Source organism: Streptomyces sp. NWU339, from assembly GCF_003143855.1.
GTDB lineage: Bacteria > Actinomycetota > Actinomycetes > Streptomycetales > Streptomycetaceae > Streptomyces.
On sequence record NZ_QFRK01000009.1, the window covers coordinates 193,338 to 206,476 of the forward strand.

A 13,139-nucleotide genomic window follows, 5' to 3' on the forward strand; every position below is an offset into this window, starting at 1 on the left:
CTCGGTCGGCACGCGCTCAGTCCGGCATCCGGTGTGTCCCGGGCGCCGGCCACACCGCCCAGTGCCTGCCGGGGAACGGGGACGCCACCCGGACGAGCAGGGCCGTGAGTGCCAGCAGCGCGGCGGTGACGGCCGTCGCGCTGGCCAGCCACTGCGGGGCGAGCGCGAGGCGGACGGCTCGGGACAGGAAGACGGACGGGAAGGACGGGCCGTAGGCGTGCGCCCCGACCAGGGCCGCGGGTACGACGACCGCCGGCGCGAGCACCAGTGCGCCGGGGCGCACCACCAGGACCAGGGCCAGCGCCGTGCAGAGCACCGACAGGCCGACGGTGAGGGCGTGCAGGCCCAGTGCGGAACCGTCGCAGTGCGGGGGGAAGTGGGCCACCGCGCACAGGGCGAGAGCCACCGCGGCGAGCCAGCTGGACCAGGTCAGGGACCGGCCCGCCTGTTCGGGCGGACGCTCGGGGGCGGCGCCGGCGGGTCTCCGGCCGGGCCGCGTGCCCTGCCCCGTTCGCGCGCGGGGCCGGTGGTGCCTGATCCGGTGTCTCGAGCGCAGGGCCGCCGCGCCCCGGGCACCGCGGTGGACGGTCCGGTATCCGGCCTCCGGCGTCGTTCCGCGCCCGTCCCCGGCTTCCTCGTCGTCCCGGATGCTCCTCCGGGTCCCGCCCCCGTCCCGGCCGCTGTTCCCGGCTCGGTACGGGGCTCGGTGCCGGTCTCCGTACGCGTCGTCGTCCTGGTCGCCGTGGTCGTCCTCGGAGCGGGACGGGGCCGGCGGGACCGTCGTCGGGCTGCCGGAGCGTTCCGGTGGCTCCTGCGCGGCCAGCCGGTCTATCAGCTCGATCAGTTCCTCGACGGAGCGGCCGGAGGCTGCGGCCCGCAGCGCCTCCTCACGGCAGTGGGGCGCCAGTTCCTCGTTCTGCAGCAGCGCCACCAGCCGGGTCACGTCCGCCACGGGACGGTGCGCCGCCGCGGCCCGGATCACCTCGTCGGCGCTGTCGGCGTCGCGGGGCGGCCGGGTCAGCAGGGCGACCAGACGGGCGACGTCCTCCACGGACCGGCTCACTCCGACGGCGCGCAGGGCGTCGACCACGGCCGGCGTGTGCTCGGGCGAGCGTGCCAGCGACGTGATGAGGTCGGCGACCTCCTCCAGGGGGCGGTCCGACACCACCGCGCACATCAGGCCGCCGACGGCGTCCCCGGTGCTGAGCGGGGCCGGGTCCAGCAGGCCGGTGCCGGTGGCGGAGACCGTCGGGGCGGACGGAGGGGGCATCGTCGGCGGTGCCGGCGGGAGGGCCGGGTCCGTCCCGGCGGGTATCGCGGATCCGTTCGAGGTGTTCGAGGAGGGTGATGAAGAGCAGGTGGTCATGCTCGGCTCCATGAAGAAGGCGGAGGCCGCTCCTCGCCCCGGACGTACGAAGAGCGACGTTACGTGGACCATTACTAGGCGCCCTCGCCCCGCACGGCCACTCGGCTGGGCCATGGGTATGACCTGTAATGCTCCATGCGTCCGGCGGATGCCATAGCCGGGGCCGTTACCGGGCATCCAGACAGAGAGACCGTTGCCTCGCCGCGCTTGGAGGAGGACACCCCGTGGACACCACCACCGTGGTAATCGTCGCCGCCGTCGTCGCAGCCGCCGTGCTGGCCTGCGCCGTGGCCGTCCTGGTGCGGCTGGTCCGCACCCGGCGGGCGTTGCGGGACGCCGGTCTGCCCACGGGCCCACGTTGGGTGTTCTGGGGTGCGGTCCTCTACCTGGTGCTGCCGGCCGATCTGTTGCCCGACCCGGTCTATCTGGACGACATCGGCGTCCTGCTGCTCGCCCTGCGCACCATGCGCGGCTCCCTCGGCGCACGTTCCCTCGGGGCGGTGCCCCGGCGACCGGACCGTGAACCCGCCGATGACTACGCTCCGTAAGGAAACCAACCACCCGTTCGATTCGTATAAGTCTCTGGAAGCCAAAACAAGTCGGCGGACCAAGCGGCGGCGCGCAGTGGCCCGTCGCTGGTCGGCGCGGTACCGACGAGGGAGAGACGATGCAACCGTTCGCGCTCAACTACGCACGTCCGGCACCGGAGTTGGTCGTAACCACTCCGTATGTGTACGACTCTGGGCTGCAGTTGAACGTACTCGTCGACGGACGGGTGGCGGCCTGCGATCACGCACTGTTGCGGGAGGTGGGCACCACCACGTCCACCGCGGGGTCCAAGACCCACTTCGACGACTGACCATGGACCGCAGACGATGACCGTACTGATCCTCACCTGTGAAGAGGACGTGACCGCCGACATGGTGATCGTGCATCTGCACGGTTCCGGGGTGCCGGTGGTGCGCCTCGACCCGGCAGATCTGACCGGCGGGGTCTCGCTCTCGGGTGAATACGTCCACGGCCGCTTCCGCGGCCATCTCTCCGCCGGGGGGCGACTGGTGAGCATCGGCGGGCTGCGGTCCGTGTGGGTGCGCAGGCCGGGCACCCCGGCCGGGCGGGCGGCCCGGCCGTCGCCGTGGCTGACCGAGGAGGCCGCCCAGGCTCTCTACGGCATGCTGCGCGGCTCGGACGCCCGCTGGATGAACCATCCGGACGCGGCCCGGCAGGCCCGCCACAAGCCATGGCAGCTACGACTGGCCCAGCGCTGCGGCCTGCCCGTGCCCGCCACGGTGATCACGACCTTCCCGCGCGCCGCCCGGGAGTTCGCGGAGCGCTTCCCGGACCTGGTGGTCAAGCCGGTCTCCGGAGCACATCCGCAGGATCCGCCGCGGGCCGTTCCGACCAGCCGGGTGGCGCCGGACACCGACTTCGCCGCCGTGGCGTTCGGACCGACACTGCTCCAGCGGCGCATCGCGAAGCGGGCCGACATCCGGCTCACCGTCGTGGGCGAGCGTCTGCTCGCCGCCCGCAAGGCGACGGCCCCGGACGCGGAACCGGCGGAGGTCGATGTGCGTTTCGCCACATCCCCCTCCCCCTGGGAGCCGGTCGACGTGCCGCCACGCACCGCCGACGCCGTCCACGCCTATCTGCGTGAGGCCGAACTGGCGTACGGAGCCTTCGACTTCGTCGAGGCCGCGGACGGAACGTGGTGGTTCCTGGAGTGCAATCAATCGGGTCAGTTCGGATTCGTCGAGGTGGAGACGGGACAGCCGATCGCCCGCGCCGTCGCCGAGTGGCTGGCCCGGCCCGCTCCCAAAGAGACTCCGGGGGTCAACGGGGTGCGCACCACGGCGCACTGAGGGCCCGTCACCACGCCTGGGCGCGGTGGTACGGGCCCTTCCTCCGGGTCAGTGCGGCCGGGGGCCGGGCAACAGGGCGGTGCGCTGCCAGCCGTTGCCCGGGGACTGCGGACGGTCGAGGCCCGGGGTGTACCCGGACGACTGCAGGGGCCGCATGACCAGCTCCATTTCCCTGCTCACTCGTTCGGCCTCCCTGCGGACCTGCGCGGGCACATCGCCGCGCTCCGCGATGAGTCGGTCGTAGATGGGGGAATCCTGGAACACCCGGCAACGCGCCTCTCTGCTCGTCGCCCCCGGAGCGGGGGCGCGACTGCCGAGTGTAGGCGCCCGGACACCATGAAGTGGGAATTCACCCGTACGACTTGACGCAGACCGGGACAGGAGGGGCAGCCGGCGCGAGCCCCGGTCCGGCCGGGCCCGGCGCGGTCCGGCCCGGTCAGGCTCCCGTCGTGGAGCCGGGGCGAACGATCATGAGGATCGTCACCGTCGCCCACAGCAGGTTGAACACACCGGTGGACATGGCCAGTCGCACCGTGGCCTGCCGGTCGACGGAGCGGCCCTCCGCCACCTGCTCGACGAACTCCTCCTGACCGGGCAGGACGAAGGCGATCAGGACGCCCGCGGCGGCCGCCGTCAGGGCGATGGAGGTGATGAGCCAGCCATCGCCCAGGACCCCCATGGCGAGAGCGGTGGCGAGCCCGAGAACGGGCACCGCGATTCCTATCCGGGCGTAGACCCCGCAGATGCGGTGCAGCACTCCAACCGTGGTCACCGTCACCGTCACCGCCGCCGCCGCGGGCCCGCCGCCCCCGGCGGCGGCCCGGCGCACGGCCGGCGGGAACATGCTCGCCGCGACGGTCACGGGACCGACGGCGACGATGGCGGCGAGGACGTGGACGGACAGCAGGAACTTGGTCACCGGGGCTCTTTCCTTGGTGTGGTCAGCGGTGCCGGGCCCACGTTAGGAGCCCGGGGGACGATCACCCAGGGGCCGGACCGACAGCTTCCAACGGATTCCCGCCAACACCGCCGAGCTGCCCTCCCGGCCGTCGCCGTACCGTCGCCCCGTCTCTTGTCGCTGGCGGGAACCCGTCTATCGTGGCTTTCATGCACTCCGTGGCGATTCTGCTGCTCGACCGGGTCATCCCGTTCGACATGGCGGCCCCCATGCAGACCTTCGACTGGACGCAGCTGCCCGACGGCCGGCCCGCCTACCGGGTGCGCCCGTGCGCGGAGACACCCGAGGTGGTGGCGGACGGCGGGCTGGTCCTGCGTGTCGACCGCGGACTGGAGGCCCTGGCGGACGCCGACACGATCATCGTCCCGGGTTGCGCCGAGGGTGCCGCGCCGCTCTCCCCCGCCGTCCGCGCGGCGCTGCGCCGGGCGGCCGAGGCGGGCACCCGGATCGCCTCGGTGTGCGTGGGCGCGTTCGTCCTGGCGGAGGCCGGGTTGCTGGACGGGCTGCGCGCCACCACGCACTGGGTGGCCGCGGACCAGCTGGCCCGTGACTTTCCTCGCGTCGAGGTGAAGCCCGACGTGCTCTACGTCGACAACGGGCAGATCCTCACCTCGGCCGGCGCCGCCGCCGCGCTGGACATGTGCCTGCACATGATCCGCCGGGACCTCGGCTCGGCCGTGGCCGCGAACACGGCCCGGATGTCCGTCATGCCGCTGGAACGGGAGGGCGGGCAGGCCCAGTTCATCGTGCACCAGTACCCGCCCGTGCCCCGTGGGTCGGCCCTGGAGCCGCTTCTGGAGTGGCTCGAGGACAATCTGGCACACGAGGTCACCCTCGGGGCGATGGCGGCGCGCGCCGGGATGAGCGAGCGCACCTTCGGCCGCCGGTTCCGTGAGCAGACGGGTACCACGCCGGTGCAGTGGCTGCTGCGGGCGCGGGTGCGGCGGGCGCAGTACCTGCTGGAGAACAGCGACTACACCGTCGAACGGATCGCCCAGCAGTCGGGGTTCGGCTCGCCCACGGCGTTCCGTGAGCGGTTCCGCAAGGTGGTGGGCACCACACCGTATGCGTATCGGTCGGCGTTCCACGGGCGACGGCCCGTCGCGAGCACCGGCTCGTAGCCGGAGACCTGCCTGCTTCGGCGGAACGGCGGAACACAGCCCGGGAGCCGTCACCCGACCAGCGACCGGCCGCTCTCCTCGTCCGCGCCCGTGGTCCGGATGTCCGCCGCGCTCCGCTCCCCGGTGAGCAGCGCGTCCGCGCGGGCCACGGCCTCACGGATGCCGGCTGTTCCCGTCATGACGCAGAGCGTGTACGTGATGTCCTCCAACTCGCGCGCCGCGACGGGCGAGTACCGCTCCGCCTGCGCGATCCGCAGCGTCGCGTAACGCGTCAGCAACTGTCTGACCCTCTTGGGATCCGGTACCAGCACGAAAGCGCCTCTCTCTGATCTCTGAGTGTGACGGGCGCCTACCCGGATCACACCGAAACATTCATCCCATTTGCTCAACTGGTCGGAATTGGCGAGAACTCGGCACCCCGCCGCCCCGGTCGGTATGGCACGCTCGGGCCCGACAGGGGGCCGGGCACCACCGGCCGGTGGCGGACGCACGGCACGGGAGAAGCGACGGCATGCGTATCGGACTGCTCGGCACCGGTCCCTGGGCACAGGCGGCACACGCCCCCGCGCTGAGCGGGCACCAGGACCTCGACTTCACCGGCGTGTGGGGCCGCCGCTTCGACGCCGCCGAGGAACTGGCCGACCGGCACGGCACGCGCGCGTACGACGACGTCGACGCGCTGATCGCCGACGTGGACGCCGTCGCCGTGGCCCTGCCGCCGGACGTGCAGGCCGGCCTCGCGGTCCGTGCGGCGCGGGCGGGACGCCATCTGCTGCTCGACAAGCCGCTCGCCCCGACGGTGGCGCAGGGGCGGGCGGTGGCGGAGGCGGTCGAGGAGGCGCGGGTCGCCTCCGTGGTCTTCTTCACCACCCGCTTCCAGCCCGAACCGGCGGCGTGGATCAGTGAACAGGCCGGCGTGGGCGGTTGGTTCACCGCGCGGGCGGAGTGGCTCGGGTCGGTGTTCACCTCCGGCGACAGCCCGTTCGCGGCCTCGCCCTGGCGGCGGGAGAAGGGCGCGCTGTGGGACGTCGGCCCGCACGCCCTGTCCGTACTGCTGCCCCTGCTGGGCGACGCCCGGCAGGTGTCGGCGGCGGCGCACGGCCCCGGCGACACCGTCCATCTCGTACTGGAGCACACGAGCGACGCTTCGAGCGCCATCACCCTGAGCCTGACCGCTCCCCCGGCCGCCGCCGGCGCCACCGTGGAGCTCCGCGGCAAGTCCGGCGTCACCGTCCTGCCGAAGACGGCCCACGGGGCGGTTCCCGCCCTCGGACGGGCCGTCGACGCGCTCCTCACCGCCGCGGACACCGGCAGGCCGCACCCCTGCGACGCCGCGTTCGCGCTCCGCGTCACCGAGATCCTGGCCGGCGCGGAGCACCTGCTCGACAGCGGAACGACCCGGTCCGGCCTCTGACGTCTCCGGCTCAAACGGCGCCCAAGAAGCGCTCAAGCAATCGTGGGGTCCTCGTACGCTGTTCAAGTGACCGCCGATCAGGGCGGGTTGAGGGGCAGCCGGACCCGTTGGCGGGGATCGTTCCGGTCCGTACCATCAAAACCACGCGCCGGTGCCGATGCACGGCCTGAGAGCGCTCTCACCCCCTGGAGCGCTCCACGCCCCAAGACTCCAGGCCGGGTCGACGCCGCCCACAACCCCCACGACCACCTCAGGAGACCCCCACATGACTCTCCGTCACCAGCGTTCCCTCGGCCGCCGGAAGGTCCTCTTCGCTCTCGGTGGGGCAGCCGTGACCGCGCCCGCCGTCGCCGCGTTCGCCCCCCACGCCCTCGCGAAGACGCCTGCCGACACGAAGGCCGCCGCGGGCCCCCTCCCGCTGACGATCGTCAACAACAGCGGTTCCTTCGACAACGCGAGCGTGCACCTCTACATCGTGGGCAACCAGGACGGCCGTCAGGTACGGGTCACCCCCGACGGCACCCTGGCCCCGATCGCCCTGTCGGACAACGGCGCCGACGGCTTCACCGACTACGCGATCAGCCTGGCCGGCAGCGGCGAGACCAGGCTGTCCCTGCCGTACATGTCCGGCCGTGTCTACGTGGCCCTCGGTGCGAAGCTCAAGTTCAAGGCCGTCACGGACGGCAACGGCGACGCGGCGCTGCAGTACCCGGCGGGCTGGGTCACCTCGGACCCCAACTACGGTGTGCTGCACGACTGCGCCGAGTTCACCTACAACTCCGCAGGCATGTTCTGCAACACCACGATGGTCGACATGTTCAGCGTGCCGCTCGGCATCCGGCTCACCGGCTCCGAGGACCAGACCGCGGGCGCCTTCCGCGAGGGGGGCCGCCGCGCCGTGTTCGGCGCCATCAGGCAGGTGGAGGCGTTCTCGCTGCTCGTCGTGGACGACACCCGGATCATCGCGCCGGGACACGGACTGGATTCGGGTCTGTTCGCCGAGGACTACCTCGCCCCGTACATCGACGAGGTGTGGAGCACCTACACCGGCCGGGACCTGAAGGTCACCACCAACGCCGGAACCTTCACCGGCCGGGTGCGCGGCGAGCGGTTCACCTTCGACGGGCCCGCCCAGGTCTCCTTCGGCAAGCCGTCCACGCGGGACGTGCTCTTCTGCGACGGAGCGCTCGCCGCCCCCAACGACGGTACGACCGGCCCGGTCGCCGCCGTGCTCGGCGCCGGCTTCAACCGCTCGACGCTGCTCAGCCACCCCGACCAGCCGACCACCGACGCCTCGGCCTTCTACCGGACCGAGCTCACCAACCACTACTCCAAGGCCGTGCACACGGCCACGGAGGACGGAAAGGCGTACGGCTTCGCCTTCGACGACGTCGCCGGCTTCGCCTCCTACATCCAGGACACGGCCCCCACCGGCCTGCGCCTGACGCTGTCGCCCTTCTAGACGCCTCGGAGCAGCCCGGACGGCGGTCTTCGCAGTGTTTTCCGCGGGCCGGGGAAGGTACTCCTGCACCTGAGGAGCGGCCCTTCGAGGCGGTGCCCCGTGTGTTCCGGATGCACGGCGGGCCCCCGCGTTGAATGGTGATATCGGACCCGATGACCGCACCGGGGCCGCTACAACGTCCGGACCCGAGGAGCCAGAAGATGTCGACGTCACAGCCCGAGGAGTCCAGGCCGTCCGAGGACCGCACCACCCCGGACGGCCTGCTCCACGCCCGTACCGGCACCGACGTGTCGCCGGAGGACCTCGTCCTTGCCTCCGGCAAGGACCTCACCCCGCAGAATCTCGAATGGGCCAAGCGCAAGCTGGCGGAGGAGGGACCCGCCGCACTGGACAAGCTGCTTCCCTGAACCCCGGGACCGGCTCCGTCATGCCCGTCCCGACCGGCCGGGACGGAGCTGGCCGGGCCCGATCGGGCCGGGGCGGAGCAGACCGGGTCAGGTCCTGTCCTGGCTCTGTCCCCGATCCCCGTCCCGGCCCTCCGGCAACGCCGTTTCGTCCTCCACGACGTGCACGGCGGCCTCTTCCGCGCCGGCGGCCCCTGCGTCGATGCCGACGTCCTCGGCGACGCTCTCCTTCGTGCTGTCGGCACGGACGCCCTCGTCCGGGGCGACCAGGCGTCCGGCGCGCTCGGTGCCGGCCTCCGGGTCGACCGGTTCGCCCTCGCCCCCGGGGAGGTCGCCCACGTCGTCCCCGCCGGGCGCGGACGTGTCGGGCACTTCCTGGGCCAGCCGTTCGTCCAGGGTCTCGCCCTCGTGCTGTTCGGCGGCCGTGGTGCCGTGCCGGGTCACGCCGAGCGGCTTCTCCGGCGGGGAGTAGCCCTCGTCCAGGATGTCGTCATAGGTCCGTTCGTCGACGGCGTCCTGCCGGTCGAGGGGCGCGGCGTCCTCCTGCTCCTCGTTGCCTCCGGTGGGCTGGTACACGTCGTCCGCCATCGGATCGGTACCCATGGTTTCCTCCCTGTCACGCTGTGTCGACTCGTTCCTCTCAGGTGTTGATCCGCGTTTCCCGTTGTGCGCCGCCCACACCCCGATTCGGCGTGCGGGTCCCTGCCGCGTCCCGGGGGTCCGGGCGTCAGCCGGAGGCGTCCTGCCGGGGTGCCGGGGCGATGCGGGCCTCGAGGTGGCTGATCCGGTGGACCGGCCAGGGCCGCGCGTAGTCGGGCGGGACACCGCCGGGGCCGGTGAGCGCGGCCACGGGGACGCGGTCCGCGGTGCGCAGGATCTCCGCCACCGTGATGTTCTCGTTGTTCCCGCTGGTCTCGCCGGAGGAGCAGCCGGTGTAGTAGCCGACGGGGACGGCCTCGTGGCCGGTGATCAGACAGGGCGGGCGGACGCCGAGCCGGTGCAGCTCGCCGGCGGCGCGGGCCCAGTCCCGGCGGATTTCGGTGCTGCGGTCGACGGTGTGCACCAGGACGGCCAGCTGTACCGCCAGATGGCCGGTCAGGGCGAGCGCGACCAGCGCCGTCGCGACCGGCCGTCGGCTCCCTCCCGGGCGCCGCTTTCCGGCCGGTTCTCTGGCCAGGTGCCACAGTCCGTCGGCGACGGGAACCGCGAGCAGGGCGTAGGCGGGCTGGAGGAAGCGGGGTGCCGCGTACCCGATCATGAACAGGTACGGGAGGGCGGCCGTGGTGGCGCAGGCCAGCGGCATCACGGTACGCAGGACACGCCGGGCCCGTACGGCGACGACCACTCCGACGGCGACGAGCAGGGGCAGGGCGAACCACCAGAGGGTGATCACCGGGTGGGGCATCGGCCCGGTGCAGGGGCGGCACAGGCCGCGTCCGCCCAGGCTGCGCAGCTGGTCGTCGACGGCCATGTGCCAGCCGAGCCCGCCCTGGACGCGGGAGGCCTCGGCCAGCCGCTCCCCCAGGCCGCTGTATCCCGCGTAGGCCTCGACCACCCAATCGACCGCGCCCACCGCGAGACCCGCCGCCGACGCGAGCAGAAGCCGCCAGTGACGGCCGGCCAGGGCGAGGACGAACAGGGGGACCGTCACCCAGACGGCGTCGGTGGGCCGCATCCACGCCATCAGCGCGGCCCCCGCCACGACGCCCCACAGCGCGCCGCGCGCCGATCGGTCGGCGCGGTACCGCAGGAAGGAGCCGACCGTGATCAGGGCGCCGATCGCGACCCAGTGGTTGGGCATGGCCTGGGGGCCGTAGAAGAGGGTCACCCACAGGGAGGTGTAGAAGGCTCCGGCGGTGACCAGGACGCGGGTGGGGAACAGACCGCGCCAGGCGCGCAGCGCCAGGTACAGGGCGAGGCCGGACAGCAGGGCGAGGTGGACGCGCAGCAGGACGGTGGACGAGGACCAGGACGCGACGGGCGCCACCAGGAGCGAGACGCCGCGGGAGCGCGGGGCGCTGAAGAAGGCGGCCGGGCGGTGGGACGTGACCTGGCTGACGTAGACGACCTCGTCCCAGCCGAGTCCCATGTTCGGTCGGACGAGGACGAGTTGGGCGAGGATGAAGACGGCGGCCAGGGCCACGAGCGGTGCGGTGCCGGCGGCCGGACGGGGCACGCCCGCGGACGTGTGTGCGCGTCGCCGTCCTCCGGTGAGGAGGCGACCGCTTCCGTCGGCCATCGTCCGCCCCTTGCGTCCCTTGCTCCGGCGAGACGCCGGCATGCGAACCGTGCAAACAATGACAAATTACCCCGCAAGGTACAGGCAGATGGAGCGGAGTACGGCCGTTCGCCTCATACCGTCCATGAGGGCCGCCGTTCCCCCGGTTCCCCGAGGAGCTCCTCGAGGTCCGTCACGACCCGGTCGGCGCCGTGGGCGTACAGCGCGTCCGGCCGTCCGACGCGGTCCACGCCGACCACGTAACCGAAGTGACCGGCGCGGCCCGCGTCCATGCCGGCCAGCGCGTCCTCGAACACGGCGGCCCGGCCGGGAGGCACGCCGAGGTCCCGGGCCGCGGCGAGGAAGGTGTCGGGGCGCGGCTTGCCCGGGAGGCCGCGTTCGGCGGCGACCACGCCGTCGACGCGGACGTCGAAGAGGTGCTCGGCACCGATGGCGCGCAGCACGTCGAGGCAGTTGGCGCTGGCGGAGACGACAGCGGTGCGCAGCCGGCGGGCGCGGGCCGCCTCGATGTAACGCAGGGTGCCGTCGTAGGCGTCGACACCGCCGGTGCGGATCCGCTCGAGGAGCAGCTCGTTCTTGCGGTTGCCGAGCCCGTGCACGGTCGGGGCGTCGGGCGGGTCCCCGGGTTCCCCCTCGGGCAGTTCGATGGCGCGGGAGGCGAGGAAGGTGCGTACGCCGTCGGCACGCGGACGGCCGTCGACGTGCCTGGCGTAGTCACCGGCGCCTGCGTCGAAGGGCCGGAAGCCGGCGCCGCCCCGCTCGCGCAGGAAGGCGTCGAACATCTCCTTCCAGGCCGCCGCGTGGACGACGGCCGTCCTGGTGATGACGCCGTCGAGATCGAAGAGGCAGGCCAGGATGTTCTCGGGCAGACCCAGATCCGTCATACCGGACACCTTCCCCGCTCGGCGGCGAACACGGGGAGCGCGGGTGACACACTCGTCCGTGTGACACCGACCTTCGACGATCTCCTCAGCCGTGCCCGCGCCCTCACCGGGGCCGGCCGGCGCGCGGTGCTCGGCATCGCCGGCAGCCCGGGCTCCGGCAAGTCCACGCTCGCCGGGCACTTGGTGCGGGAGTTGAACGGCGCCGGGGAGCCGTGGGTCGCGCACGTCCCCATGGACGGCTTCCACCTCGCCGACGCCGAACTGGACCGGCTCGGCCGCCGGGACCGCAAGGGCGCCCCGGACACCTTCGACGCCGCCGGGTACGCGGAGCTGCTGCGACGCCTGCGCGAGGAGACGCACGACGACGTCGTGTACGCGCCCGGCTTCGAACGGGTGCTGGAGCAGCCGATCGCGGGGGCCGTGCCGGTGCCGCCGACGGCCCGGCTGGTGGTCACGGAGGGGAACTACCTGCTGCTGGACACCGGCGCCTGGGCCCGGGTCCGGCCGCAGCTCGACGAGGTGTGGTTCTGCGAGCTGGACGAGGAGGAGCGGCTGCGCCGGCTGGTGGCCCGCCACGAGGAGTTCGGCAAGCGCCACGACGAGGCGGTGGCCTGGACCCTTCGCTCGGACCAGCCCAACGCCGAACTCGTCGCCCTGACCCGGCGCCGCGCCGACCTCGTGGTGCCGGCGGCCGCGGTGCCGCGCGTGGGCACCGCGGCATGAGTGCGCTGCCGCCCTGACCGGCTCGGGCCGCCCACCGAGCCACTCCCGATGGACACGGAACGGCCCGGTGGTTCATGCTCCGGCCCATGATTCGAACCGCCACCGAGCACGACGTCCCCGAGATCCGTGCGATGATCCACGAACTCGCCGCCTACGAGAAGGCCGCCGAGCAGTCCCGCACCACCGAGGAGCAGCTGCGCGAGGCGCTGTTCGGCGCGCACCCCGCCGCGTCCGTCCTGATCGCCGAGGACGACGCCGATGGCCGGATCGTGGGCTTCGCCCTGTGGTTCCCGCGTTTCTCCACCTGGACCGGCACCCGGGGGATGCATCTGGAGGACCTCTTCGTACGCCCGCACACCCGGGGCGCCGGGCACGGCAAGGCACTGCTGGCCGCCCTCGCGGCGATCTGCCGGGAGAACGGTTTCGAGCGCTTCGAGTGGGTGGTGCTGGACTGGAACGAGCCGGCGATCGGCTTCTACCGGTCACTCGGGGCGAAGTTCCTGAACAACTGGACGGTGTGCCGGCTGAGCGGCGCCCCGCTGGCGGACCTCGCCGCTCACGCGCCGGCCCTCGTGGGGCGCACTGACTGACACTCGTCGGGCGCGCCCCGGGGCTGCCCGAAGGAGCGGCGCGCCTCACCGGCCGCTCGGCACCCGGCCGGGGTGCGGCGGTGCGAGAGTGGGGCGGTATGAGCCGTCTTCCGGTGGGG

16 protein-coding genes are annotated in these 13,139 nt (G+C 72.9%); 9 read left to right on the forward strand and 7 right to left on the reverse strand.

The window, feature by feature from the left end:
- Nucleotides 1–16: 16 nt before the first annotated feature.
- Nucleotides 17–1,366, reverse strand: coding sequence for a hypothetical protein (locus tag DIZ27_RS13490; RefSeq protein WP_146228940.1), 1,350 nt, complete (start codon nucleotides 1,364–1,366; stop codon nucleotides 17–19).
- A 224-nt stretch (nucleotides 1,367–1,590) separates the two neighbouring features.
- On the opposite strand from DIZ27_RS13490, the gene DIZ27_RS13495 reads away from it, so the two are divergent.
- From DIZ27_RS13495 to tgmB, 3 genes are all read left to right on the forward strand, one after another.
- Entirely contained in the window at nucleotides 1,591–1,914 is a 324-nt protein-coding gene (locus tag DIZ27_RS13495) for a YkvA family protein (RefSeq protein WP_181383510.1), read from the forward strand.
- Between the two features lie 119 nt (nucleotides 1,915–2,033).
- Nucleotides 2,034–2,225, forward strand: coding sequence for a putative ATP-grasp-modified RiPP (gene tgmA / locus DIZ27_RS13500; RefSeq protein ID WP_109378619.1), 192 nt, complete (start codon nucleotides 2,034–2,036; stop codon nucleotides 2,223–2,225).
- Between the two features lie 16 nt (nucleotides 2,226–2,241).
- Nucleotides 2,242–3,225, forward strand: coding sequence for an ATP-grasp ribosomal peptide maturase (gene tgmB / locus DIZ27_RS13505; RefSeq protein WP_109378620.1), 984 nt, complete (start codon nucleotides 2,242–2,244; stop codon nucleotides 3,223–3,225).
- A gap of 48 nt (nucleotides 3,226–3,273) precedes the next feature.
- On the opposite strand, the gene DIZ27_RS13510 is transcribed toward tgmB, so the two are convergent.
- Together DIZ27_RS13510 and DIZ27_RS13515 are read right to left on the reverse strand one after the other, a co-directional pair.
- A complete protein-coding gene (locus tag DIZ27_RS13510) occupies nucleotides 3,274–3,489 on the reverse strand; it encodes a hypothetical protein (RefSeq protein ID WP_109378621.1) in 216 nt (71 codons plus the stop codon).
- 172 nt (nucleotides 3,490–3,661) lie between these two features.
- Entirely contained in the window at nucleotides 3,662–4,144 is a 483-nt protein-coding gene (locus DIZ27_RS13515; protein ID WP_109378622.1) for a hypothetical protein, read from the reverse strand.
- Nucleotides 4,145–4,332: 188 nt separating this feature from the next.
- On the opposite strand from DIZ27_RS13515, the gene DIZ27_RS13520 reads away from it, so the two are divergent.
- Nucleotides 4,333–5,304: a GlxA family transcriptional regulator gene (locus DIZ27_RS13520; protein WP_109378754.1), complete on the forward strand. Its 972-nt coding sequence runs from the start codon at nucleotides 4,333–4,335 to the stop codon at nucleotides 5,302–5,304.
- 50 nt (nucleotides 5,305–5,354) lie between these two features.
- Here the strand turns inward: DIZ27_RS13520 and DIZ27_RS13525 are convergent, their stop codons facing one another.
- Nucleotides 5,355–5,615, reverse strand: coding sequence for a DUF5133 domain-containing protein (locus DIZ27_RS13525; RefSeq protein WP_109378623.1), 261 nt, complete (start codon nucleotides 5,613–5,615; stop codon nucleotides 5,355–5,357).
- A 200-nt stretch (nucleotides 5,616–5,815) separates the two neighbouring features.
- Between DIZ27_RS13525 and DIZ27_RS13530 the strand changes: the two genes are divergently transcribed.
- From DIZ27_RS13530 to DIZ27_RS13540, 3 genes are all read left to right on the forward strand, one after another.
- Nucleotides 5,816–6,718, forward strand: coding sequence for a Gfo/Idh/MocA family protein (locus DIZ27_RS13530; protein WP_109378624.1), 903 nt, complete (start codon nucleotides 5,816–5,818; stop codon nucleotides 6,716–6,718).
- A gap of 265 nt (nucleotides 6,719–6,983) precedes the next feature.
- Entirely contained in the window at nucleotides 6,984–8,180 is a 1,197-nt protein-coding gene (locus tag DIZ27_RS13535; protein WP_109378625.1) for a glycoside hydrolase family 64 protein, read from the forward strand.
- 200 nt (nucleotides 8,181–8,380) lie between these two features.
- Nucleotides 8,381–8,587 (forward strand): hypothetical protein, encoded by a 207-nt coding sequence (locus tag DIZ27_RS13540; protein WP_109378626.1) that lies wholly within the window; start codon nucleotides 8,381–8,383, stop codon nucleotides 8,585–8,587.
- Between the two features lie 87 nt (nucleotides 8,588–8,674).
- Here DIZ27_RS13540 and DIZ27_RS13545 read toward each other — a convergent pair whose 3' ends face one another.
- The 3 genes from DIZ27_RS13545 to DIZ27_RS13555 form a co-directional block, all read right to left on the reverse strand.
- Nucleotides 8,675–9,187, reverse strand: a complete 513-nt coding sequence (locus DIZ27_RS13545; RefSeq protein WP_109378627.1) for a DUF5709 domain-containing protein — start codon at nucleotides 9,185–9,187, stop codon at nucleotides 8,675–8,677.
- A 124-nt stretch (nucleotides 9,188–9,311) separates the two neighbouring features.
- Entirely contained in the window at nucleotides 9,312–10,823 is a 1,512-nt protein-coding gene (locus DIZ27_RS13550) for a hypothetical protein (RefSeq protein WP_109378628.1), read from the reverse strand.
- Between the two features lie 113 nt (nucleotides 10,824–10,936).
- A complete protein-coding gene (locus tag DIZ27_RS13555) occupies nucleotides 10,937–11,707 on the reverse strand; it encodes a beta-phosphoglucomutase family hydrolase (protein ID WP_109378629.1) in 771 nt (256 codons plus the stop codon).
- Between the two features lie 60 nt (nucleotides 11,708–11,767).
- Between DIZ27_RS13555 and DIZ27_RS13560 the strand changes: the two genes are divergently transcribed.
- Together DIZ27_RS13560 and DIZ27_RS13565 are read left to right on the forward strand one after the other, a co-directional pair.
- Nucleotides 11,768–12,430 carry a nucleoside/nucleotide kinase family protein gene (locus tag DIZ27_RS13560; RefSeq protein ID WP_109378630.1) on the forward strand — a complete coding sequence of 221 codons (663 nt, stop codon included), beginning with the start codon at nucleotides 11,768–11,770 and terminating at the stop codon, nucleotides 12,428–12,430.
- An 86-nt stretch (nucleotides 12,431–12,516) separates the two neighbouring features.
- Nucleotides 12,517–13,020 carry a GNAT family N-acetyltransferase gene (locus DIZ27_RS13565; RefSeq protein ID WP_109378631.1) on the forward strand — a complete coding sequence of 168 codons (504 nt, stop codon included), beginning with the start codon at nucleotides 12,517–12,519 and terminating at the stop codon, nucleotides 13,018–13,020.
- The last annotated feature ends 119 nt before the right edge of the window (nucleotides 13,021–13,139 follow it).

Excerpts from the sequence above, each read along its gene's own strand:
- DIZ27_RS13545 (WP_109378627.1), bottom strand. The coding sequence starts at position 9,187 with ATGGGTACCGATCCGATGGCGGACGACGTGTACCAGCCCACCGGAGGC.
- DIZ27_RS13535 (WP_109378625.1), top strand. The coding sequence starts at position 6,984 with ATGACTCTCCGTCACCAGCGTTCCCTCGGCCGCCGGAAGGTCCTCTTC.
- DIZ27_RS13530 (WP_109378624.1), top strand. The coding sequence starts at position 5,816 with ATGCGTATCGGACTGCTCGGCACCGGTCCCTGGGCACAGGCGGCACAC.
- DIZ27_RS13540 (WP_109378626.1), top strand. The coding sequence starts at position 8,381 with ATGTCGACGTCACAGCCCGAGGAGTCCAGGCCGTCCGAGGACCGCACC.
- DIZ27_RS13550 (WP_109378628.1), bottom strand. The coding sequence starts at position 10,823 with ATGGCCGACGGAAGCGGTCGCCTCCTCACCGGAGGACGGCGACGCGCA.
- DIZ27_RS13565 (WP_109378631.1), top strand. The coding sequence starts at position 12,517 with ATGATTCGAACCGCCACCGAGCACGACGTCCCCGAGATCCGTGCGATG.
- DIZ27_RS13490 (WP_146228940.1), bottom strand. The coding sequence starts at position 1,366 with ATGACCACCTGCTCTTCATCACCCTCCTCGAACACCTCGAACGGATCC.
- tgmA (WP_109378619.1), top strand. The coding sequence starts at position 2,034 with ATGCAACCGTTCGCGCTCAACTACGCACGTCCGGCACCGGAGTTGGTC.
- DIZ27_RS13520 (WP_109378754.1), top strand. The coding sequence starts at position 4,333 with ATGCACTCCGTGGCGATTCTGCTGCTCGACCGGGTCATCCCGTTCGAC.
- DIZ27_RS13555 (WP_109378629.1), bottom strand. The coding sequence starts at position 11,707 with ATGACGGATCTGGGTCTGCCCGAGAACATCCTGGCCTGCCTCTTCGAT.
- tgmB (WP_109378620.1), top strand. The coding sequence starts at position 2,242 with ATGACCGTACTGATCCTCACCTGTGAAGAGGACGTGACCGCCGACATG.